This window comes from Johnsonella ignava ATCC 51276 (assembly GCF_000235445.1).
Classification (GTDB): Bacteria; Bacillota; Clostridia; order Lachnospirales; family Lachnospiraceae; genus Johnsonella; species Johnsonella ignava.
Genome location: NZ_JH378830.1, coordinates 346,002 through 370,374, shown reverse-complemented (window position 1 = coordinate 370,374; position 24,373 = coordinate 346,002). Strand labels below are relative to the sequence as shown.

The following is a 24,373-nucleotide window of genomic DNA, read 5'->3' as shown; positions in this document are numbered from 1 at the left end:
TAAAGCATTATAATTAATTAGCCACATTTGTTAAAATTTTAATATAAAGATTCAATTACAGAGCGAGAACTTCTTTTTTAAATTCTCTGCCTCTTTCTTCATAATCCTTAAACATACCCCAGCTGGCACATGCAGGTGATAACAGTACATAATCACCTGGACCTGCATATGATGCACATACCTTTACAGCCTCATGCATATTTTCCACATACATTATATCATTAAATTCATACTTTCTTGCACATTCGGCGATATCATCTTTTGTCTGTCCCATAAGGACAAGGTATCTGACTTTTCCTTTAAAAAGTTTTGCAAGTTCATCATAGGAAGCACCTTTGTCATATCCCCCTGCTATAAGTATTACCGGTCCGGGCATAGCCTTTACCGCCTGTATTGATGCTTCAGGATTGGTTCCTTTTGAATCGTTAAAATATTTTATGCCATGTTTTTCAGTAACAAATTCTATACGATGCTCAACCGCCTGAAACTGTGAACACACTCTTTTTATAATATCATTCGGGATTTTCATACATCTGGCAATTGCAATTGCAGCCATAACATTTTCATGGTTATGTGTACCAAGTATATTAAGTTCAGATGTTTTAATAATCTCAGTCTCTCCCTTTTCATCTTTTACAAATATTGTACCGTTTTTAATATAAACTCCTTCATCAAGTATTTCTTTTGATGAAAAAAATACTGCTTTTGCTTTAAGGCGATCGCTTTTTCCAAATTCACGCAAAATCTCATCATCATAATTCAATACACAAAAATCTTCCTCGGTTTGATTTTTTGCTATTTCCTCCTTAATCATGATGTAATTTTCCATAGTATGGTGCCTGTTAAGGTGATCCGGAGTTATATTTAATATCGCAGATATATGAGGTTTAAAATCTATTATTGTTTCAAGCTGAAAACTTGAAACTTCAAGTACAGTAACCGAATTATCGGTAGTATCAGCCGCAGTAAGTGTATAGGGAAATCCTATATTACCGGCTACAAAGGTTTCTTCGTACACCGCATGCATTATCTCACCTGTAAGTGCGGTAGTTGTTGTTTTTCCATTTGTTCCGGTAATCGCTATAAGTTTGCCTTTTGCAGCCTTATATCCAAGCTGAATTTCACTCCAGATCTGTATATTGCTTTTATCAAGCATATAAACAAAATCCTCTTCAAGACTTATCCCCGGACTTATTATGCAGAGCTTTATATCCGCTACATCGGTTTTTTTCAGCGTTCCGAATTTAAAAAATATCTTTTCAAGTTCTTCATCAGTAAAATTGTCTGCAACAACATGTTTTTTAAGTGTTTCATTTTTATCGTATAATATAACCTCTCCGCCAAGTCCTGTAAGAAGCTTTGCAGCAGCTATTCCGCTTTTTCCGGCTCCTGCCACTAAAACTTTATCAGCCATAAATGCCTACCTCCGGTTTATTTATTAATTCCTAAAAATGTCAGTAATGACAAAATTATTGTTATTATAGTAAATACTGCAGCTACTCTCACCTCAGACCAACCGCTAAGCTCAAAATGATGGTGTATAGGTGCCATCTTAAAAAATCTTTTTCCTCCGGTTTTTTTAAAATATCCCACCTGTATTATAACCGAAAGCACCTCGACAAGATATATAAAGCCTACAATTATTATAAAAAGCGGCATTTTCATAACAAGTGCCATACCGGATACATAACCTCCAAGTGCAAGTGATCCGGTATCCCCCATAAATATTTTTGCAGGGTAAACATTATATATCAAGAATCCTAAAAGTGAGCCTGCTACTGCTGCAGACATAGGTGCCAATGTTATATTTTCTTTAATTGCCGCAATTGTAAAAAAAACTGCGACAGCTATTGTAACACTTGAACACAGTCCGTCAAGTCCGTCAGTAAAATTAACTCCGTTATCAGTACCTAAAACTATAACAAAAACTGCAGGTATATAAAGTATACCCAGATTAAACATAATACCTGTATTCATACTTCCTGTAAAAGGTATAAGTACACTGCTTCCGATACCGTTTTTATAAAGATAATATGCAAATATTGCCGTAATTAAAAGTTGAAGACAGAGCTTTCCCTTTACGGAAAGCCCCTCTGACTGTTTTTTTTTGATTTTTAGGAAATCATCTGCAAAACCTATAGCCCCGTAGCTCAGTGTAAAGGCAAGTACCGGAAAAATCTCTCTATATCTAAATGAATATATACCCGCACCAACTGCAACTGCAAGCATTATAACAATACCGCCCATAGTAGGAGTACCGCTTTTTTTTAAGATGTCCCTGCGGTCCGTCCTCTCTTACCTGCTGACCAAATTTCAGCCTATACAGAAAAGGTATAAAAAGCGGACATAATGATGCACATACTATGAAACTTATAAGCAGTGCACATATGCTGTCATTTATCATAATTAATTTCCTGTCTTTTTCTTGGTTTTATTTTTATTTCCATCTGTACCGGCAACAGATGACTCACTTTTCTTCTTTTTATTTGAAGATTTTACTGCTGTAGTCTCGCTCTGTGAGCTTTTCGATGTGTTTTTACTGCTCTTTTTTTTGTTTTTTTCGGATTTTGCAGTTTCTTTCTTTACAGCTTTTTTTGTTTCGGCAGCAGTAGTGCTTTTATCTTCCTTTGACTGCTGTGCTGCAGATGATTCGTTTGATGAAAGAGAGGCTGATGCTGCATCACCTTCAAAATCGGCATTTGCATCTTCAATATATTCATCAGTTTCATATTCAGAGCTTTCAGAAGCGTTTCCCTCACCTGAAGTATTGGGAGTTTTTTCTTTTGCAGCTGAAGTCGATGAATTCGGTTCGGAATTATTTTGCTGCGTTTTTGTGTCTGATGAAACACTTTCCGTGCTGTTTTCACCGGCGGAATTATCATTATTCTGTGCCTCTGATGATTCCTGTGCCTTAAGTTTAGCATCTCTTTCTTCCTGTATCTTTTGTGCGGCAGCTTCATCTTTTGGAAATATACCCATATATGGAAGCACATCAGTCATAATTTTACTGAATAAATTACTTGCATATATTGAATGTGCCTGATTATCAGTATTTGGTTCATCAACTATGACATAGCAAAACACCTGAGGGTCGTCAACAGGAGCAAAACCGGCAAACGAAAGAAGATATTTCCCTGAGCCTCTCGGAAGCTTCTGTGATGTTCCCGTCTTTCCGCCAACATCATAGCCTTCAACTTTTGCAGCTTTTCCTGTTCCTCTTTCTATAACATCCCTTAAAGCCTCCCTTATAAAAGCTGAGGTACTTGATGAAACCGTCTCCCTTACAAGTTTAGGCTCTATATCTTTTATAACTGAACCCTGAGAATTAAGTATCTGTTTTACAATATGCGGCTCATAATAATACCCTCCATTTATAACCGAGCATATAGCTGCTGACATTTGTACCATAGTACAGTTATAATTTTGACCAAAAGAATTGGTAGCAAGATCTATAGATGTCATATCAGGTATATGATAGATAAGCGATGATGTATCAGGCTCTCCGGGCAGATCAATACCGCTCTTTTCTCCTATGCCGAAAAGATGCTGAAAAGTGCTGAATTTTTCTGTGCCAAGCCCTGCAACAATCTGCATCATGGCATCATTGCAACTTCGTATAAGTGATTCCTTTAAAGTTACGCTTCCATGCCCTGAACGCACGGCACATCTTATCCAGCGATCACCTACATACTGTCCTCCATCACAAAAAAAACTGTCCTCAGGTTTTACACTGCCTTCTTCAAGTGCTGCAGCAACTGTAAATATCTTTGACGGAGAACCCGGTTCATAAGTATCGCTTACGCAATAGTTGCGCCAGATATCATTCATTATCTCATTTTGCCCGTTTTCATCAAGTGCATTAAAATCATCTTGAGTGTAATATTTTTCTATATTTCTGGGATTATTAAGGTCGTAGGTCTTGCTTGTAGCCATTGCAAGTATCTCACCGCTGTTCGGATCCATTACAATACATGCGGTAACTTTGCTTCCCATCTCTGCTTCCCAATCACTTATATGTTTTTCAACAATTTTTTGTATATTTGAATCCAGAGTGGACACTATGCTGTTGCCGTCAGAGGCAGGTTTTATTACACGCTCAAGATTGTAGTCATCATTCAGATACCCATACTCTCTTCCTGAAGTGCCTATAAGCTCATCATTATAATACTGCTCAATCCCACCTGTACCCAATGTATTGTCTGAATTTGCAAAACCCACCGCATTGCAGGCAAGTGAATTATATGGATAAACTCTCAGGTAAGCATCTTCAAACCATACACCATGTACCCTTGACTTTAAACCATGTGCCGCAAAATCCTTGTTTATCTCATCTTTTCTTTTTTCAAACCTTTCTTTAACTTCATAGCTTACTTCTTTTTCCTGTCTTATATACCTTGCATCTGAGTTTGAAGCTATTATCTCCCTTATATTCTGCTCATCATATTCAAATACTTCTGCAAGCAATGAAACCGTAGGATCAAGATACTTTTCCTGAGCCTGATTTATTTGATAAGGGTCAAGTATAAGATTATATACCTTATTGCTTGTAGCAAGATAGGTTCCATTTCTATCCATTATATCTCCACGTCTGTAAGGAATATCTCTGGAATCATATCTTTGCTGCGATAAGACTTTTTGATTATAATCTTTTGAATCGGACTGTATAGCATATACCTTCATCATCAATCCAATAAGCCCCAGTATTATCATACCGAGGCTTATCATAAGACGCAGGTGCATAGCTTCCGTAAGAACCCTGTTTTTTGTACTTACTTCTTTTCTTTCCACAACAACTTTAGTCTTTTGAGGAGTTTTGGAAGTTTTTAATGTATATATATCAGGATCTGTAGACCTGTTCCTTTTATTAATTTTATTCTGGGAACTTTGTCTATTTAAACTTTTGTTGTTTTTTGTAGGATTTCCCTTTTTTGTAGTACCGCCGTATCTGCGCCCTTTCCTACCTGTCCGGGATGTCTTCATACTGTCTCACATATTCCTTTTCAGATGTATTGTATTTGATTATCTGATCTTTTTTTGCATAAACCATACCAAGCTCCTTCGTTGCCACATCATAGATATGGTCAAGGTCAATGCTTGATTTTATATTCATCTCTATAGTATCATTCTGATTCTGAAATGCTGCAAGCTCTTTTTCCTTTAATTCAATATTTCTTATACTTGCAGTAATTCCAGCCCTTACACGCAAATAGCTATAACACATATTAAGCGTAAACCCAAGTGCTACTGTAAGCAGTATAAGAAACGGAAGATCAATTCCAAGTGCTGCTCTGGCACGATTTTTCCTTACCTCAACATTTCTTTCCCTAATACTTTTTTTAGGATATCTTTTAGTATTTTTCTTTTTCTGCGGATAGTCAGTATATCTTAATGCGCTTCCTTCCTCTATATAATCCTGTTTATATGAATCATCATTTACATAATAATTTTTCTTTGAACCGACAGAATTTCTCTTTAATTTCTTATCCGAATTATTGCTCATTGTACAGCCCCCCTTTTTATTTTACCTTAATCTGTTTCATTTTTAAATCACTTTTTCAAATGCACGAAGCTTTGCACTTTTTGCACGGGGATTTTCTTTAAGCTCTGCCTCAGAAGGAATAATTGCTTTTTTAGTTAAAACTCTTCCCATACTTTTTTTTTGCATACACATATAGGAAAATCCCTTGGACATATACACGGATTTTCATTTTTTCTGAAAATCTGTTTAACTATCCTGTCTTCAAGTGAATGGAAAGTTATAACTACAAGCCTTCCGCCGGGTTTTAAGAGTTCTATCATTCTGTCAAGAGAATTTTCAAGCACTTCAAGTTCCGCATTTAGCTCTATCCTTATAGCCTGAAATGTTCTCTTTGCAGGATGACCTCCTTTTACCTGCATTCTCATAGGTATTGCCGCTTTTATAATTTCCACAAGCTCCCCTGTTGTTTCAATTCTTTTTTTAGCTCTGTTTAATACAATATGTTTAGCTATATTTTTAGCAAATATATCTTCACCGTAATTTTTTATTATACTGTAAAGCCTTGCCTCATCGTATTTATTTACTATATCGGCAGCGGTCTTTTTAAAACGCATATCCATACGCATATCCAGAGGTGCATCATGCATATATGAAAAACCCCTCTTTATACTGTCAAGCTGATGTGAAGATACCCCGAGATCAAGGTAAATACCGTCAACCATATTTATATTAAGCATATCAAGTACAGCTTTAATATTGCTGTAATTATCATGTACTATATCTACCTTTGAGGCAAAAGTACTTAACTTGCGAGAAGCCGCTTCTATGGCATCTCTGTCCTGATCTATACCGATAAGTCTGCCTTTATCAAGCCTCATGCACACTTCGTATGCATGCCCGCCTCCGCCTAAAGTGCAGTCAACATATATACCGTCTTTTTTAACAGACAGCATATCTACAGTCTCATAAAGCAGAACACTTTTATGCATGAACATTATATATAAATACCTGCATCATAAAGCTTCTGTGCAGTTTCATCCACATTAATTTCTTCCATCTTCTTTTTCCATACTTCCTTTCCCCAAATTTCAATATGATCAATATTTCCTATAATAACGGCTTCTTTTTCTATTGAAGAATACTCTCTGAGTGCTGCCGGTATAAGTATACGTCCCTGCTTATCCGTTCCCGTTTCAAAAGCACTTCCTACTATTATGCGCCTTATTGTTCTTGCCGCCGTGCTGACCATAGGCATCTGACCAAGCCTGTCTTGAAGAAACTCCCATTGTTTAAAGTCATAGACTGCCAGACAGCCGTCAAAACTTTTTGTAACTATAAAGCTTTCTCCAAGCTGTTCACGGAATTTATTTGGGATTACCACTCTGCCTTTTATATCAACACAGTTATTAAACTCTCCCATGAACTTAAGCATGATACTCTCCTCCACTTTCTTCCACTTTTTACCACTCTATGTCTATAATATTAATCCAATAATAAGAAAATTGCAATAATTAACTGCAAATTTATAATCTAAAAAAAGGAATAAATACGAAAAAAATCCGCATTCATTCCTGTATATTGTGTTGGTGTTTGGTATTTGCTACAATATATAGTGTTTTTATAAGCTTAAAAAACCAGTTACAAAATGACTAAAATTTCTTAATTAAAACCTGTTTTTTTGTTTCTTCTGCCTATACAAATAGACAAAGCCGCTATAACAACACATACCAGTGCAAGCAGCTGTGATACTGCAAGATTTGTACCCGGAACAAATAAACTGTCAGTTCTGAGAGATTCAATTAATGCTCTTCCAAAACCATAACCTCCCAGATATATAAAAAACATCTCACCTTCAAATTTTTTTCTTTTTCTGTACCAAAGCATAAATATAAGCAGTGCAAGATTCCACATTGATTCATATAAAAATGTGGGATGTACCTGAATATAATAATAATCGCCTACTTTCACCATATGTTCAAGTACACTATTATTAAGCATATTTGAATTTACAATATCCCTTCTTATCTGCATTGCAAACAAATTATTTGTATAACCTCCAAACGCTTCAGCATTAAAGAAATTGCCCCATCTGCCTATTATCTGACCTGTTATAAGTCCAAGCACTCCACTGTCTGCCATAGACATGAATTTCACCCTTTTTATATGTGAAAATACGAGCAGTGTAATAATTGAAGCTATCACACCTCCATATATTGCAAGTCCTCCTCCTCTTGTGTTAAAAATCTGCAGTAAATCATCTTTATAATTATCCCACGAGAATATAACGTAATAAAGCCTTGCACCTATCACTGCAAACAAAATTGCATATATTGCAAAATCCATATAAAGTTCAGGATCTTGCCCTCTTCTTTTAGCATCAGCACATGCCATCTTAAGTCCTGCAAGCATTCCGATACCTATTATAATGCCATAAAAAGTTATTTTAAAACCAAATACACTAATATGATTTCGAAGATGCTCTATCTTAATACCGAGATTTACAAAAAATATATCATATGGCATATTATCTACACCTCTTTAAATTACTTATCTCATATCCTATTATGGCAGGAGTAGCCGGCAGAATTTTTTCTATATTATAGTTCATATAAAACCTCCTTAATCCTTTTTTTAAAATCAGGCAGTACAATTTCTTCAAACCACGGGTTTTTCTTTCTCCACCTTATATTTAAAGGTGAAGGATGTACAATTGGAAAAAATTCCGGGAGGTAGGATTTATAGTTTTTAACTATCTGTGTAAGAGTTTGCCCTTTACTTTGTGCGATATAATACTGCTGGGCATAATGACCTATAAGTATAAATAATTTTACATCCGGCATAGTCTTTAATATAAGAGGATGCCACTTTGCCGCAAAACCTTTACGGGGCGGAAGATCTCCTGATTTGCCTTTTCCGGGATAGTAAAAGTCCATCGGAAGTATTGAAAGCTTATCTGTTGAATAAAATTCTTCCTCATTCATATCCATCCACTGTCTCAACAAAGCTCCGCTCCTGTCTTTCCAGTATATTCTATTTTGCTGTGCATGAATACCTGGTGCCTGCCCTACAACGACAATACGTGCAGCTGCAGGTGCTGAAAATAGAGGCTCTATACCTTTTTTTGTATATTCCTCATTTTGCACATCAGCCATTATGGCTTGTTTTATTTTAGTTATTGTATTCATACTGATATTTATTCCTGCGGGCAACCGGTCATATAACAAGACTGAAGCCTACGGCGACTTACGCAGGATTGAAATACCCCGCCCTCCGGGCATAAGAAAAATCAGATGCTCTGTTTCCTGCAGCAGGATATTTCACTTACCGCCCCCTTTATAAAATCTTATAAAAATCATCTATCTGCGACATACATACTTCTGATGCCGATTCACCGCCAAGAATCCTTTTATTCCACTCAACCGTTTTGTAAACAGCTTCTTTTATGCTATATACCGGTTTCCAGCCAAATACATTTTTCAGATGGCTGCAGTCAAGTTTTAAAAAACCCGCCTCATGCGGACCTGTACTTTCTGAAACTGTATACTTCATACCTCCCCCCCATGCCTGACAAAATATTTCCACAAGCTTCAATGTGGTTTGACAATCATCTGCATCAGGACCTATATTGTAATTCCCTGAAATATCAGCATTTTTATATTGATTTGCAGCGATCATAAGATATGTATACAGCGGTTCAATTACATGCTGATAGGGTCTTACCGAATAAGGATTTCTTATAACTATATTTTTATCACCTAAAGCCGCTTTTACACAATCAGGTATTATACGGTTTTTGGCATAATCGCCGCCGCCTATAACATTGCCTGCCCTTGCCGTACTTAAAAAGCAGCCGCCATCATAAAAAAATGATCTTTTATAGCTGTGAGTTACAAGCTCAGAACAGGATTTTGAATTTGAATACGGATCATAACCGTCAAGCCTGTCATTTTCCTTATATTGCTTATCCTTTTCCTCATTGTCATAAACCTTGTCAGTAGTAACATTTAAAAACGAAACTTCAAGTTCTGAACGCCTTATACATTCAAGTATATTGACAGTTCCCATAATATTTGTATCAAATGTATACCTGGGATGTATATACGATTCCACTACAAGGGGCTGGGCGGCAAGATGAAATACAAATTCGGGCTTGCACTCATTAAGAGCCGCTGACAACTTGTCAAAATCTCTTATATCTGCATAAAACTGATGAATTTTATCTTCAAGTCCTATTTTTCCAAATAACAGCTGTGTATCATCAGGTTTTAGTGAATAGCCGTAAACCTCGGCACCTGCCATATAAAGCATAAGACATAGCCATGCTCCTTTAAATCCGGTGCTTCCTGTAACTAAAACTTTTCTGTTTTTGTAAAAATCAAGAATTTCTTTTTTCTTTATCATAAAAGCCTTTCAAAATATATTATTCGCTGAAAAAAAATTCTTCAAGCTGCAGACAAAGTGCATGATATATAGGCAGATGCAGTTCCTGGATCATGTAAGTTTCATTATTTGGAACTATTATACTTTTATCACAAATGCAGGCAAGTTTTCCTCCTGTTTTTCCCGACAACGCAATTACCTTCATACCTTTAGCCCTGGCAGTAACTGCAGCATAATAAAGATTAAGTGCATTTCCTGAAGTTGATATCGCTATAAGTACATCCCCTTCTTTTCCATATCCATTTACCTGCTGTGCATAAGTCATATCTGCATCCACATCATTTGCGAAGGCACTTGAGAGTCCCTGATGCCCTGTTATAGCTATGGCAGGCAGTGAAAGCTGAAGAGATTCGGCAAGTTTTTTACCTGCAACAGTGTCAATTTCTTCAAGTCTTTTTTTATAAGCCTCATCAAGTGTGCGTTTTTTTACAAAGCCTTTCATAAGCTCTCCAACTATATGCTCCGAATCGGCACAGCTTCCACCGTTACCGCCTATCAAAAGCTTTCCGCCTTTTTCATATGAATTTTTTATAATACTGTATGCTTCTCTTATATCGGTCTCAATAGATGACAAATCCGGGTATCTTTGAATTAATTGTGTTATATAATCCTTCATAAAATTAAACCTCTTAAATTTTAAAAAATAATTAAAAAAATAATTTTAATACAAATAGCCAATTCTTTTAAGCGGTATTATCCTCAGCCACAATTTCCCTATTATAAGTTTTCTTTTTACATTGCCTATTTTTGAAAATCTTGAATCCTCACTTGATTCACGATTATCTCCGAGTACAAAATACTCATCGTCCTTAAGTATTACAGGAGCTGAAGCAATACCTTCCAGTGCCGCCTTTTCAAGATCCTTGCCGGTAACATCCGATGTGTCGAGGGGATTTCCGTTTATATAGACAATACCTTCCAGTATAACCACCGTTTCGCCCGGCAGACCTATAATACGTTTTACATTCACATCATTTTCTGAAGATTTAAATGCAATTATATCAAAACGTTCAGGTTTATCAAAAACATAAGCCAGTCTATTTACTAAAACTCCCTCATTGACACCTATAAGCGGCAACATGGACTGACCTGTATTTGTAACTTTGTAAGCAAATGAATATGCTATAAACCAAGCCGTGCATATAGCCAGTGATATATGTACCATAAAATCAAGGATTTTTATAAACAGCGGTTGTGTCTTATTTAGTTTGATATTCATAACCTGTCTCCAAGTATTTTTATAAGCATAAACTTAAATTTATATTGTTATGATCCGTTATCATTTAATAACCGTAAAATTATTTAAGTTTAATAATTATTTTTTCTACTATTTCGTCCTTGCTTTTATAGATCGAATTTGACTTTACACAACCCCTTACACTTGAAAGAGGATATATATTTGAATGTTTTCCTATTATCGTTCCAGGGTTTAGGATGGAACCGCAACCTACTTCTACAAAATCGCCTACCATAGCCCCGAATTTTTTAATACCGGTATCTATGTCTTCATTTCCCAGATGCACTTTTACAAGGCTTTTATCACTCTTTAAATTGCTTGTAATTGATGAGGCCCCCATATGGCTTTTAAAGCCTATTATTGAATCACCTATATAATTAAAATGAGGTATCTGTGCATTGTCAAATATTATTGAATTTTTAAATTCACATGAATTTCCTGCAACTGCTCCCTCACCTATTATAACATTTCCTCTGAAAAATGCACCATGTCTTACTTCAGTATTGCTGCATATTATCATAGGACCGGCAAGGCATACTGAAGGCGGTATTGCGACAGATTTATGTATCCATATATTATCGCCTATCATATTGTAATCGTCAGGGGATAAAGCTCCTCCTATGAATTCTATAAATTCCTTTATTCCGCCAAGTGCTTCCCACGGATACTCATACCTTTTTAAAAGAGGCTCTGCAATTGTTTTTCCCAGGTCAAACAATTCACTTGTCTTTATATCATTTTTTGTAACGCTGATGTTCATATTAGTCTAATTCTCCAATTAGTTTTTATTTATAGGATTTAATAATCCGTGTATCTTTAAGTTTATTTAAGATACATTGTATATAATTTAACTTTTATAAAACCCTGCTATCCTGTCATATGCCTGCTTTAAAACATATTGATTGTTAAGTCTTATAACATTGGCAGTCCTCACAGAAACAAAGTTTTCTAACTTTTCCATATACTCATCTGAGGTTATTGTACCTTGTGAAACACAATTAAGCCCCTTTTCCCAGCTGGCAGTAAGTTCCGGATTTAAAAGATGCGATATAGAGGCATTTACAGCCTCATATACAAGTTCTCCTAAAAGTGTAGGAGTTATTACCTGTGTTTTATTATTAAGCATAAGGTATTTTATTGTAAATAATTTTTTAAGTATCTCAGCCCTTGTAGCTGAAGTCCCTATCCCCGATCCTTTTATAAGGCTTCTAAGTTCCTCATCTTCAATAAGCTGCCCTGCATTTTCCATAGCCAGTATCATAGACCCGGAGGTGTATCTTTTAGGCGGTGAAGTTTCACCCTCCTTTATATCAAAACCTCCTATATTTACTATATCCCCATTTTTAAGCTTTGAAATCATCTGTCTGAAAGCCGGAATTTCTATAAGTTTCTGTATGTTTTTATCAATATCATCCTCAATATTTATATCACTTTTCTTATCTGAAACAAAATCCTTACCTAAACCGCTATCTGAATTTGCCGGTGTATCAGTATTTGAATTATATAGTTTAAGATATCCTTCACTTTTTAAAAGCTTAAATGATGAGACAAAATGTTCTTTCTTTAAGTCCTCACATGTCAAAACAGGGCTTTTTAAGTCGGTATTTTTTTTAGCATTTGCAATAAATTCAAGATTATATCTTTCATACAATGCACTTGGATAAAATATAGCCAGGAATCTTCTGCATATAAGATCATATATTTTTTTACCAATTGGCGAAAGTGTATTATATGCACCGGTCTGACCGGTAGGTATTATTGCATAATGATCATTTATACGACTGTCATTTACATATTTTGTCTTTTCTATATTTTTATATTTTCCCGATGCTATAATTTCCTGTGCAAAATCCTTATATAAATCAATCCCCTTAAGCCCCGTTATGTTTTTATGAATTTCTTTTGCTGCCGCACTTGAAAGTACCCTTGCATCTGTTCTGGGATAGGTTACAAGCTTTTTTTCATACATAGACTGCACAGCCTTAAGCGTTTCATCAGGACTTATTTTAAATTTTTTTGAGCATTCATTCTGAATCTCGGCAAGATTATATAAGAGCGGAGGGTTTTTAATTTCCTTTTTCTTTTCAGATTTAAATACCTGCATATTTGCAGGTATTATAGAATCTATAAGCTTTTGTGCATCTTCCTTTTTTTTGAACCCGTTTTCCTTATAAAGCAGAGGTGAACCAAAATATGCCGAATCTGCATCAACACGCCATTCAGCCGGAAAGTTAAATTCTTCTTTACTAAGAACGGCTATAACTTTGTAAAAAGGAATTTTTAGAAAGTCTCTTATCTCTCTTTCACGTCTTATCACCATACCTATCACACATGTCATAACCCTGCCGACACTTAAGACAGCCCTATCCTTTTTTAAGAATCCGGCTATTGTATTACCATATTTAAGTGTAAGAAGTCTTGAAAAGTTTATTCCCATCAGATAGTCTTCTTTTGCTCTAAGATATGCACTGCTGCTAAGATTATCATACTCAGACCAATCCTTTGCCTCACTTATGCCCCTTAATATCTCCTCTTCAGTCTGTGAATCTATCCAGACTCTTTTTCTTTTTTTCCCTGCCACATTTGCCATCTCGTCAACAAGACGGTAAATATACTCACCTTCCCGTCCGGAGTCGGTACATATATAAATAGTTGAAACATCGGCTCTGTTAAGAAGTGTACTTACAATATCAAACTGCTCTTTTACATTTTCAATAACTTCATATTTAAAGACTTTGGGTAAAAAAGGTAGAGTGTTAAGGCTCCATCTTTTATATATCGGATCATATTTTTCCGGATAGCTCATGGTTACAAGATGCCCGACACACCATGTAACTATGCTATCCTGTGATTCAATACAGCCTTTTTTCCTTGAAGCCTTTATTTTAAGTGCCTTTGCAAACTCCTGTGCAACACTTGGTTTTTCAGCTATATATAGGTTTTTCATATAAAACTGCCTTTCATACAAATACCATATATGATTTTACTTTGTTAAATTACTTATATACCTGCCTAAGGCTTATATATTTTAATATATATAATACTACTTTTCAATATTTAGTAAAACAGTATATTTTCCTTAAATTTCCATACTGTAATTTTAATATATATACCCCTGTGCGGTAAGCAGTTCAGCACATAATAATGCTCCTCCTGCGGCTCCTCTTAATGTATTGTGTGAAAGTCCTATAAACTTCCAGTCATATACAGCATCTTCACGAAGTCTGCCCACAGTTACACCCATTCCCTTTTCAAAATCTACATCAAGCTTTACCTGCGGTCTGTCATTATCTTCCATATACTTTATAAATTCATTAGGAGCTGAAGGTAATTTTAACTCCTGAGCGGCTCCCTTATACTCTGCAAGTTTTTTTATAAGCAGTTTCTTATCAGCTTTTTTTCTAAGCTTTACAAAAACTGCGGCAGTATGCCCGTTAAGCACGGGAACCCTTACACACTGACAACTTATTACAGGAAGTTTTGCAGGCACTATACCCTCTTTTTCAACCTTGCCGAATATCCTAAGCGGTTCTTTCTCACTCTTTTCCTCCTCACCTCCGATATAGGGAATTATATTTTCAATCATTTCCGGCCATTCTTCAAAAGTCTTACCCGCACCTGATATAGCCTGGTAGGTAGTAACCACCACCTCATACGGCTCAAATTCTTTCCATGCGGCAAGCACCGGAACATAACTCTGTACTGAACAATTCGGCTTTACCGCTATAAAACCCTTATTTGTTCCAAGTCTTTTTTTCTGTAATTTAATCACTTCAAAATGCTCAGGATTTACTTCAGGTATTACCATCGGAACATCTTTCGTCCATCTGTGTGCTGAATTGTTTGAAACTACAGGGGTTTCAGTCCTTGCATATGCCTCCTCAATATCCCTTATCTCATCCTTTGTCATATCAACTGCAGAAAAAACAAAATCTGCCATTCCTGCAACTTCTTCTATTTTATTTACATTCATCACCTTAAGGTTTTTAATACTATGTGGTACGGGTACAGGCATTTTCCATCTGTTTCCTACCGCTTCCTCATAAGTCTTTCCCTCACTTCTGGAACTTGCAGCAACCACGGATACCTCATACCACGGATGACCGGCAAGAAGTGAAAGAAACCTCTGTCCTACCATACCCGTCGCACCAAGTACACCTACTTTTAATTTATTTGATTTAAGCTTTGCATCAAGCTCACTTATATTAATATTCATATTCTATTATCCTTCCTGATTTTTAAAGAAGGATTATACCATTTTATAAAAATAAATACAATAATTCAGATTTTAATAAGATAAAGGTTACTGTCAAATAAATACCTGTTAATAACTTCGCCTACATCATTTCAAAATTCTCAACAATCTTTTGAAATTTCACATCTTCATTATTTATAAAAGATTTAAGAAGTCCTCTGTCTTTTATATGAGAACGATAACACATACCGCATGATAATGATAGTATGCGGGGGACAGGTATCAGCCTGCCGCCCAGATTCATCGCCTTGGCTTTTTGTTCAAATGAAATTGCATGATGAGGCGAATCAAATAAAACTAAATCAAACCTTGTTTTTTCCTGCACCTTTCCCTCCCGTAATAATGCTGTTTTATTAATTCTGCTTATTTTACTCTTCAGAAAAAAATTCTTTAATCAGCTTTAAGCAATAGTCAACATCTTTAATAGTTTCATTATAACCGAAACTAAATCTTAAAGTTCCTTTTGGAAACGTCTTAAGTGAAGTATGAGCAAGAGGAGAACACTGCATACCTACCCTGGTAGCAATCTTGCCCTCACTTTCAAGATAAAATGAAAGGCTTGCTATGTCAATTTCATCAGAGTAAACAGATACAACCGGGGTACGATGGATTTTTTCTATTAAAAGCTCTCTATCTTCAAGTAAATGATAGTTTTTCTTTAAATTCTCAAAATTTAATCCACATTCTACTTCTTCTATATCGATTAGATAACCGCTTTGTTCTAAATTAAGCCCTATAAGCTTTATAGGATATTTTAGTGATAACTCATTAATTCCCGTTATAAATCTGTTAGTAAGAGCAATTTCATTTTTTAATACCTGAATATGATTTTCTTTAAGCCACCTCATTGAAGCCAAAAGCCCTGCAATTCCTATAAGGTTTTGTGTCCCCGCTTCAAATTTATCAGGTAAACTTTCAGGCATGTCAAATTTATCCGATACTGAACCTGTCCCCCCGTAAATAAGAGGTTCTATTTTTTTGCCTATCTCATCAGACAGTATAACTGCTCCTATGCCATGCGGTCCAAGCAGGCTTTTATGACCTGTAATTGCCAATAAATCTATACCCAGTACATCCATATTTAAAGGTAAAAATCCTGCAAGTTGGGCAGCATCTACAAAATAAGGGATATGATTTAATCTTGCTACTTTCCCTATTTGCCTGAGAGGTAAAATATTCCCTGCCACATTGCTTGCGGCAGTCGTTAAAATAGCCTTTGTATCCGGTTTTATTAAAGCCGGGATACAATCTGCATTTATACTTCCCTGCTCATCAGAGGGAATGATTGAATAGCTTATATTACTTTTTTCCAAAGCTTTTAAAGGACGCATCACTGCATTATGCTCAAGCCCTGATATTATTATATGGTCTCCATTTTTTAAATATCCCTTTAAAATTAAATTAAGGCTTTCAGTAACATTTTTTGTAAAAACGACCTGCTTATTCTTGGCACCGAAATAATCAAGCAGGTATTCCCTGGTTTTATATACAAGTTGAGAAGCCTCATAGGATATATTGAGGCTTCCCCTGTTAATATTACTCGCTCCCGTTCTTATAAATTCGGCAACCGCTTCAGGCAGATTCGGTGCCTTAGGAAATGAACTGGAAGCCTGATCAAAATTTATCATAATCTTCCTCTAAGTATTTCAGCTGCTTTAGCCATATTTCTTAATTTTGCTTCAATTATTTCATAGGAATTTAAAGGTCTGTTACAAAAAGTAGCAAATCCGCAGTCTGAATTAAGCCAAATCCTTTCAGGCGGCAAAAATTCAAGTACCTTTTCAACCCTTGCAACAATTTCATCAACATCTTCAACTGTCTGTGTTCGAGGATTTATAACACCATATCCTAAAATAATTTTTTTTGCCAACAGATTATTATGGAATAATTCACTTACTTCACCTGCTCTTGGCGTAGAAAACTCAAGTGCCAGCATATCTACCTTAAGTCCGCTGAAAAATTTTGAAAGCTTATCATAGGCTCCTGATAATAACACGCTTTCATCAGTTGTCCAATTTCCTCTGCATACATGCATTGCACTGATTACATCTTCATGTTCTTTTATTTTTGCAAGAATCGGTTTTAAGAGATTGCTTGCAAATTTCAGCTCTTGGTCAATCTTGACCTTCTCAGACAAGGCGCCTCAGTAGAATGAGTTGTCTCCTCCCGGTTTCTGAAATACGACCTCTGATACAATAGGTTCATCAATCTGTATTACCTTAACTCCGGAAGCTATCAAATGCTCCACTTCATTTAAAAGCAGCTTTACAACATCAGCTCCCAGTTCCTTTCTGTCTGAGTAGGCACTTTGAGAAACTTCCTTTAACCACATGGAACGTGTTAGAATATATGGACTGGGAATTGTAATTTTATACCTGTCATTGCCTGAAAACTCTTTCATCATATCAACTTCTTCATCAACTAAACGGGCATCTGTATCAATTCGTCCTGTACATATAGGATTGCTCATAGAATTATCCGAAGCATCCATTTGATTTAAGCTTTCTTTAAATTCATCCGAATTTGCAGTTATTTCAAGTATTTCATCCATACTCATAAGACTTATACCATCTACTTTCTCTGCAACAAAGCTTACAAAATTGTCTCTTAACAGTTCTCCGCAAACCGGAACATCAATTCCTGCGTTTTTTTGAAGTTCAACGATTCGTTTTGTTTCTTCAAATGCCTTAGCCATATATTCAGCCTTTTTATTTTCATCATAAACCGACTGCTTTTTAAGTTCAAGCAGTTCAGGGCTTCTTGGCATTGAACCTATTAGTGTAGTACAAAAAGCCGGAAATTTTTCCATTATTTTCTCCTTAATTTTAATAAAACTTGGCACCCATAAAACTATGGGTGCCTGCAAAAAATTCTTACGGAATAATCACCTTATCGGATGTTGTCATAATTTCAACTACTTCTGCCATAGTTGTTACGCCGCCAACCTTAAGTTCATCTTTTATTTCATAATAATCAAGACATATTCCACATGAGAGTACCTTTACACCTTTTTCTTCAAGCACTTTTAAATCTTCAATGCTGTCAGAACCTGTACAGGAAAGCAAAACACCTGAACCATACATAATAATATGTTCAGGCAGATTTTCCCTGCCGGCAAGAGTGTGCAGGAATCCAACCATCAGTTTTTCAAGCAGAACTTCATCGTCCTCTCCGTGTCCCATACTCTTGCTCTTAATTACTACATCGTATTTTTTTGACATAAGCTTCTCCTTTTATATAAATTTTTAAATAGCTTCAATAATTATTTATGCACATTATATCACGACCATGAACATTAGAATAATTTACAACAGCTTAATATTATTGTTTTTAAAGCTTTTTTGTATAAAAACCAAACCGACTCTGCTGCATAATATCCTGTACATTTACCTTATAACAAATAACAACTAGATTATACGAAGTAACCCTATTAATGTCAATATGAAATATTTTGAAGATTACTACCGGTTACTGTATCTAAATAATAGATTTTAATATATGATAAATATAAAAAACCTCTTGTTAATTAAAACAAAAGGTTGCTTTTAAGATTTTAAAATATTTTGTTTAGTCAAATCCCTTTTTTTATCGTGGAGAAGCCTTGCCTTTAAACCGTCAAATACAATTTTCTTTGCGTGCTTTGCCTGTTCAAGATCAAGAGGTGGGATCTCCTCAAGCGGATATTTCAGATGCAGATTTTCATATTTAACTTTTCCCATGGTATGATAGGCAAGTATATCAAGTGCTCTTATATTTTTAAGTCCTCCTAAAAAATATCCCAGTTCATACAAAAGCTTGTCATCATATGTTATTTTAGGAATTACAACATGCCTTATCCACATATCCTTATTGTTTTTATCTAAATACCCGGCAAATGCAAGTATATGTTCATTTCCTTGTCCTGTAAGCCAGAGATGCTGACTGCTGTCAATATGCTTTATATCAAGCAAAAACAGATCGGTTACTTCTATAAGTCTGTCAAATTTTTGCAGTATCTCGGGATTATCAGGTGAAAATGTTGCTCCGCTTGTATCAACACAAGTATGTATACCCCTCTTTTTAGCTTCTGTAAAAAGTTCCTTTATAAAATCAATCTGCAAAAGCGGTTCACCGCCTGTACAGGTTATACCTCCTCCATGAAGATACGGTTTATAGTTTTCATAATCGTCAAGTATCTCATCAACACTTACTTCTTCACCTATTCCCGTCTGCCATGTATCCGGATTATGACAATATTTACAGCGCAGAGGACAGCCCTGAAAAAAAACCACATAGCGGACACCGGGACCGTCAACGGTCCCGAATGTCTCTATTGAATGTATATATCCATGCATTGATTATATACCACCCTGATTACATTCCTTCATGGAATGTTCTTGAAATTACATCATTTTGCTGCTCTCTTGTAAGCTTATTAAAGTTTACCGCATAACCTGAAACTCTCACTGTAAGCTGCGGATATTTTTCAGGATGCTCCTGTGCATCAAGCAGTGTCTCTCTTGAAAACACATTTATATTTAAATGATGCCCGCCCTTTTTTGAGTAGCCGTCAAGCAGTGAAACAAGATTATCAATCTGTGAATCTGTAACCATTTTTTACCTCCGTTTTAAAATTATATATTTCAGGCATACTAAATTATCTGTATGCATCAATAATATCATAGATGGATATTAATCGTTTTCAGTATTAAGGTTAGGTATCATGCATGAGGTGCATTTTAAACCCTCGCAACCGGGCATATTTGGAGCATTGTCTAAATGCATGCAAACATCAATATGCCCTGCACCTGCCAAAACCTTATTATCAATCATCCTTACAAGTGCATTAAGCTCATCTTCATTTATATATGCACCTGCCGCCTTATCGGCAGCATTTTTAATGCTGCCGTCCTTTTCTTTTTTTAACATATCAGTCAAGCCTTCCGCCTATTTTACATATGGCAGTTCATACTTTGCATTATATTATCTGCCTGCTTTTTCTTATTCCTTAGTTTCAAACTCCGCTTCTTCAAGAAGTCTGTCAAGGTCAAGATCTCCTGCAAATACCTGATTATCCTTTCCAAGTGCTCCGGGCACTATTGAAAACGTATTTGAGATGCCGTCCTGTGCATCTCTGAAAGGCAGCTTGGATACTGAAGTAAGTGAAGCGAGCGCACCATGAGTATCACGTCTGTGCATCGGATTTGCACCCGGTGCAAAAGGCTCTCCGTAACGCCTTCCGTCAGGAGTATTACCCGTTTTTTTACCATAAACTACATTTGAAGTAATTGTAAGTATTGACATTGTAGGAATTGAATGCCTATAAACATGGTGCTTCCTGATCTTACTCATAAAACTTTCTACAAGATCAACTGCAAGCTTGTCAACTCTGTCATCATTATTGCCGTATTTAGGGAAATCACCTTCTATCTGATAATCATATACAATACCGTCCTCATCACGCACGGTTTTTACCTTTGCATATTTTATAGCACTAAGTGAATCTGCAACAACTGAAAGCCCTGCAATACCTGTGGCAAAGAAGCGTTTTACCTCTCTGTCATGAAGTGCCATCTGTACTGCTTCATAAGCATATTTATCATGCATATAATGTATTATATTAAGTGTATTGACATAAAGTTTGGCAAGCCATTCCATCATATCTTCAAACTTTGATTTGACATCATCAAAATCAAGATATTCACTTTCAACCGGTCTGAATTTAGGTCCTACCTGAACTTTAGACTTTTCATCAATACCGCCGTTTATTGCATATAAAAGACATTTTGCCAGATTTGCCCTTGCCCCGAAAAACTGCATTTCCTTTCCGACTCTCATAGATGATACACAGCAGGCTATCGCATAATCATCACCATGATCGGTACGCATTATCTCATCATTTTCATACTGTATTGAAGATGTCAGTATTGACATTTTTGCACAGTAACGTTTAAATGCCTCAGGAAGTCTGGGCGACCAAAGCACTGTAAGATTAGGCTCAGGTGCAGTGCCCAGATTTGTAAGGGTATGAAGATATCTGAATGAGGTTCTTGTAACAAGAGAATATCCGTTACATCCCATACCTCCTATCGACTCAGTAACCCATGTAGGATCACCTGAAAAAAGCTGATTATACTCGGGAGTTCTTGCAAATTTAACAAGTCTGAGCTTCATTATAAAGTGATCAATAAGCTCCTGTGCCTGAATTTCATTAAGTATTCCTTTTTTAATATCTCTTTCTATATATATATCTATAAATGTTGAGGTTCTTCCAAGGCTCATTGCAGCACCGTTTTGTTCTTTAATTGCTGCGAGATACCCGAAGTACAGCCACTGTATAGCCTCTTTTGCTGTCCGGGCAGGCTGTGATATGTCATAGCCATAGATTTTTCCAAGCTCTTTAAGAGAATTAAGTGCCTTTATCTGCTCTGAGAGCTCCTCACGAAGCCTTATATTATCACCTGTCATTCTCTCAAGAGAAGTTCCGAGCTGCTGTTTTTTATCCTCTATAAGGTAATCTATGCCGTAAAGAGCAACTCTTCTGTAATCGCCTATAATCCTTCCTCTGCCATATGCATCCGGAAGTCCTGTAATTATGCCTGATTTCCTTGCGGCACGCATCTCAGGGGTATATACGTCAAAAACCCCCTGATTATGTGTTTTACGATATTTTGTAAAGATTTCATCAACTTCATCATCAACCTTATAGCCATAAGCCTCACACGCCTGCTCTGCCACCCTTATACCGCCATAGGGCTGAAGAGAACGCTTAAAAGGTTTATCTGTTTGAAAGCCGACTATAGTTTCAAGCTCTCTGTCAAGGTATCCCGGACCATGGCTTGTAATGGTTGAAACAATCTTTGTGTCCATATCAAGTACACCGCCTGCCTGTGCCTCCTTTTTTGAAAGTTCCATTACCATTTTCCAGAGTTTTAAGGTCGCCTCTGTTGCGGGTGCAAGGAATGATTCATCACCGGTATATTCAGTGTAGTTTCTCTGTATAAAATCTCTTACATCTACCCTGTCATTCCACTTTCCGTAATTAAAGCCTTCCCAGCCTTTATACATAACATCCTCCTTTAAAATATAATATTTTTTAGAATAAGTCATAAAAAATTGTTAATTTTTTATTATGTAATGATAGTATACCAAAAAGCTAGGGATTTACAATATAGATATTGTTCTTTTAAATAAACAAGACATGTTTTTTTTTATGAACAAATATAAATTTTGAGCTAAATATACAGAATTTGTAAAGATTAAAAAAATATACTTAGAACAGATCTCCTGCCCTAAGTATATTAAAAAGAAAAACCAAACTTATTATTTTATGTAATAAGATGTGTATATGTCAAAAATTCCTCCGGGAATTGAACAAAATACCTGAGATTTTTACACTGAAAACACTTAATCCGTGTTTCTCTGAAAATATATTCAGATAACACAGGTTACATTATTTAACCTGTAAAAATAAAATCTCAGGCAAGACTAAGCGCCACCTCCATCATTGAAGTGAATGCAGTCTGTCTTTCATATGAGCTTGTTGACTCCCCTGTAATTATAGAATCACTTATAGTAAGTATGGAAAGAGCATTTGCACCTCCCGCTGCAGCATTGGTATATAAAGCTGCCGCCTCCATCTCTACCGCCATAACTCCCATATCGGACCAATCCATGCCCCCTGATATCTCCTTGTAGGGACCGTAGAACATATCCGAGCTTAAAATATTTCCTACATGGTAGTTAATTCCAAGTTTTTTAGCAGCTGCTACCGCCTTTTCAAGCAGGAAATATGAACATATAGGTGCAAAAGTTCCCTTAAGCCCCATAAGATTCGGATAATTTGATGTAGTACATGCACCCATGCCGAAAACTACGTCCTTTATATGAACATCAGACATTAAAGAGCCTGCTGTACCGATTCTTATAAGGTTTTTTACCTTATAAAAATTAATAAGCTCATATGAATAAATGCCTATTGAAGGGCAGCCCATGCCTGTACCCATAACGGATATTTCTCTGTCTTTATATGTGCCGGTAAAACCCAGCATATTTCTTGTCGAATTAAACTGCCTTACATTATCCAAAAAATTATCCGCAATAAAACGTGCCCTTAAAGGATCACCGGGCAGAAGTATCGTCTGTGCTATTTCTCCTTCTTTCGCATCAATATGCGGTGTAGGTATATTACTCATCTTACTCTCCCAAAATTATATTATATTTTATTATTGTGCGGCAAATACTTCCTTGGTCTTAAGACCATATGATTGTGCCTGTGCATGATCGGTAAAATATATGTCTATCCTGTTACCATATATTCCGCTTCCTGTATCTTCCGCAGTATAGGTAACTCCATCTATTACTACTTTGCTTCCAATAGATATAACTGAAGGATCTACCGCTATGGTACGCCCTTCCTTTGGCATAACACCACTGCTTGTAGCTTTTCCGGCAAACTGTCCTGAACATATAGGGCAGTTGCAATATGCAGTAATCTGGAACTTGCCTAAAGATTTACCGGATATATGTGTACTCACGGACTTTGAACCTGACGTTTCCTTTTCACTTCCTGATTTTGACTTTTGTGCTGTTTTTTTGGTTTCCTGTGAGGACTTCTTCGAATTTGACGTGGAATCCTTTTTAGCGGCAGTTCTTTCCGATGGGGACTTTCTGTAAACCTTTTCAGTTTTAAGTCCATACTTTATTGCGGCATCTTTACTGTCGCAATAAACCATTATATTTTCAGAAGCATTTTCCGCAAGAGTTGATTCAACTCTATAAACCTTATCACCTATCTTTATATTTTCTCCCATATCAAACATGCTTAATTTTGCAGACACAGTCCTTCCTGCAACGGGCTTTTCACCGTAAAAGGTCTTTAGATTATCACTGTATGCACTCACATTTAATTTACCGACATATGAGCTGTATTCATCGGCATAAACTTCGTACATACCCGGAGAAACTGCTGCGAAGCTAAATG

At 36.1% G+C, this 24,373-nt stretch carries 22 protein-coding genes and 2 pseudogenes; all 24 read right to left on the bottom strand.

From position 1 onward, the window contains the following. Nucleotides 1-55 precede the first annotated feature (55 nt). Nucleotides 56-1,414: a UDP-N-acetylmuramoyl-L-alanine--D-glutamate ligase gene (gene murD / locus HMPREF9333_RS04125; RefSeq protein WP_005540008.1), complete on the bottom strand. Its 1,359-nt coding sequence runs from the start codon at nt 1,412-1,414 to the stop codon at nt 56-58. A 17-nt stretch (nt 1,415-1,431) separates the two neighbouring features. Then, nucleotides 1,432-2,404 (bottom strand): annotated as a pseudogene (gene mraY, locus HMPREF9333_RS04120) (phospho-N-acetylmuramoyl-pentapeptide-transferase). A 2-nt stretch (nt 2,405-2,406) separates the two neighbouring features. Next, complete coding sequence (locus HMPREF9333_RS04115; RefSeq protein WP_005540004.1) at nt 2,407-4,980, bottom strand: peptidoglycan D,D-transpeptidase FtsI family protein; 2,574 nt, start codon at nt 4,978-4,980, stop codon at nt 2,407-2,409. Next, complete coding sequence (locus HMPREF9333_RS04110) at nt 4,958-5,500, bottom strand: hypothetical protein (RefSeq protein WP_005540002.1); 543 nt, start codon at nt 5,498-5,500, stop codon at nt 4,958-4,960. The genes HMPREF9333_RS04115 and HMPREF9333_RS04110 overlap by 23 nt, the downstream gene beginning before the upstream one ends. Before the next feature lie 42 nt (nt 5,501-5,542). Next, nucleotides 5,543-6,432, bottom strand: a pseudogene (rsmH, locus tag HMPREF9333_RS04105) (16S rRNA (cytosine(1402)-N(4))-methyltransferase RsmH). 41 nt (nt 6,433-6,473) lie between these two features. Further along, nucleotides 6,474-6,911: a division/cell wall cluster transcriptional repressor MraZ gene (mraZ, locus tag HMPREF9333_RS04100; protein WP_005539998.1), complete on the bottom strand. Its 438-nt coding sequence runs from the start codon at nt 6,909-6,911 to the stop codon at nt 6,474-6,476. A gap of 227 nt (nt 6,912-7,138) precedes the next feature. Further along, nucleotides 7,139-8,002 carry a prolipoprotein diacylglyceryl transferase gene (lgt, locus tag HMPREF9333_RS04095; RefSeq protein ID WP_005539996.1) on the bottom strand — a complete coding sequence of 288 codons (864 nt, stop codon included), beginning with the start codon at nt 8,000-8,002 and terminating at the stop codon, nt 7,139-7,141. 74 nt (nt 8,003-8,076) lie between these two features. Beyond that, on the bottom strand, nt 8,077-8,664 hold the full coding sequence (locus HMPREF9333_RS04090) for a uracil-DNA glycosylase family protein (RefSeq protein WP_005539994.1): 588 nt from the start codon (nt 8,662-8,664) through the stop codon (nt 8,077-8,079). A gap of 148 nt (nt 8,665-8,812) precedes the next feature. Next, complete coding sequence (gene rfbG / locus HMPREF9333_RS04085; protein WP_040882261.1) at nt 8,813-9,877, bottom strand: CDP-glucose 4,6-dehydratase; 1,065 nt, start codon at nt 9,875-9,877, stop codon at nt 8,813-8,815. 22 nt (nt 9,878-9,899) lie between these two features. Continuing rightward, complete coding sequence (locus HMPREF9333_RS04080; RefSeq protein WP_005539991.1) at nt 9,900-10,535, bottom strand: D-sedoheptulose-7-phosphate isomerase; 636 nt, start codon at nt 10,533-10,535, stop codon at nt 9,900-9,902. Between the two features lie 45 nt (nt 10,536-10,580). Beyond that, the gene (gene lepB / locus HMPREF9333_RS04075) at nt 10,581-11,138 is read right to left on the bottom strand and encodes a signal peptidase I (RefSeq protein WP_005539990.1); all 558 of its coding nucleotides are present in this window, start codon (nt 11,136-11,138) and stop codon (nt 10,581-10,583) included. Between the two features lie 79 nt (nt 11,139-11,217). Further along, nucleotides 11,218-11,916, bottom strand: coding sequence for an LbetaH domain-containing protein (locus tag HMPREF9333_RS04070; protein ID WP_005539989.1), 699 nt, complete (start codon nt 11,914-11,916; stop codon nt 11,218-11,220). Nucleotides 11,917-12,003: 87 nt separating this feature from the next. Continuing rightward, nucleotides 12,004-14,103: a DNA topoisomerase gene (locus HMPREF9333_RS04065; protein WP_005539987.1), complete on the bottom strand. Its 2,100-nt coding sequence runs from the start codon at nt 14,101-14,103 to the stop codon at nt 12,004-12,006. Between the two features lie 153 nt (nt 14,104-14,256). After that, nucleotides 14,257-15,372, bottom strand: a complete 1,116-nt coding sequence (gene asd / locus HMPREF9333_RS04060; RefSeq protein WP_005539985.1) for an aspartate-semialdehyde dehydrogenase — start codon at nt 15,370-15,372, stop codon at nt 14,257-14,259. A 121-nt stretch (nt 15,373-15,493) separates the two neighbouring features. Continuing rightward, complete coding sequence (locus HMPREF9333_RS04055; RefSeq protein ID WP_005539984.1) at nt 15,494-15,736, bottom strand: DUF3343 domain-containing protein; 243 nt, start codon at nt 15,734-15,736, stop codon at nt 15,494-15,496. Nucleotides 15,737-15,779: 43 nt separating this feature from the next. Further along, on the bottom strand, nt 15,780-17,039 hold the full coding sequence (locus tag HMPREF9333_RS13245; protein WP_005539983.1) for an aminotransferase class V-fold PLP-dependent enzyme: 1,260 nt from the start codon (nt 17,037-17,039) through the stop codon (nt 15,780-15,782). After that, nucleotides 17,036-18,220 (bottom strand): cobalamin-independent methionine synthase II family protein, encoded by a 1,185-nt coding sequence (locus tag HMPREF9333_RS13475; protein ID WP_263639686.1) that lies wholly within the window; start codon nt 18,218-18,220, stop codon nt 17,036-17,038. The genes HMPREF9333_RS13245 and HMPREF9333_RS13475 overlap by 4 nt, the downstream gene beginning before the upstream one ends. A gap of 64 nt (nt 18,221-18,284) precedes the next feature. Next, nucleotides 18,285-18,632 (bottom strand): sulfurtransferase-like selenium metabolism protein YedF, encoded by a 348-nt coding sequence (gene yedF, locus HMPREF9333_RS04035; protein ID WP_005539976.1) that lies wholly within the window; start codon nt 18,630-18,632, stop codon nt 18,285-18,287. A 324-nt stretch (nt 18,633-18,956) separates the two neighbouring features. After that, nucleotides 18,957-19,745 (bottom strand): pyruvate formate-lyase-activating protein, encoded by a 789-nt coding sequence (pflA, locus tag HMPREF9333_RS04030; protein ID WP_005539974.1) that lies wholly within the window; start codon nt 19,743-19,745, stop codon nt 18,957-18,959. 19 nt (nt 19,746-19,764) lie between these two features. Beyond that, complete coding sequence (gene grcA3 / locus HMPREF9333_RS04025; RefSeq protein ID WP_005539972.1) at nt 19,765-20,004, bottom strand: autonomous glycyl radical cofactor GrcA3; 240 nt, start codon at nt 20,002-20,004, stop codon at nt 19,765-19,767. 78 nt (nt 20,005-20,082) lie between these two features. Then, on the bottom strand, nt 20,083-20,319 hold the full coding sequence (locus tag HMPREF9333_RS04020; RefSeq protein WP_040882166.1) for a hypothetical protein: 237 nt from the start codon (nt 20,317-20,319) through the stop codon (nt 20,083-20,085). Nucleotides 20,320-20,391: 72 nt separating this feature from the next. Next, the gene (pflB, locus tag HMPREF9333_RS04015; RefSeq protein ID WP_005539968.1) at nt 20,392-22,458 is read right to left on the bottom strand and encodes a formate C-acetyltransferase; all 2,067 of its coding nucleotides are present in this window, start codon (nt 22,456-22,458) and stop codon (nt 20,392-20,394) included. A 410-nt stretch (nt 22,459-22,868) separates the two neighbouring features. Beyond that, a complete protein-coding gene (deoD, locus tag HMPREF9333_RS04010) occupies nt 22,869-23,585 on the bottom strand; it encodes a purine-nucleoside phosphorylase (RefSeq protein ID WP_005539966.1) in 717 nt (238 codons plus the stop codon). Nucleotides 23,586-23,615: 30 nt separating this feature from the next. Beyond that, a complete protein-coding gene (locus tag HMPREF9333_RS12170; protein ID WP_169311755.1) occupies nt 23,616-24,344 on the bottom strand; it encodes a 3D domain-containing protein in 729 nt (242 codons plus the stop codon). Between the last annotated feature and the right edge of the window lie 29 nt (nt 24,345-24,373).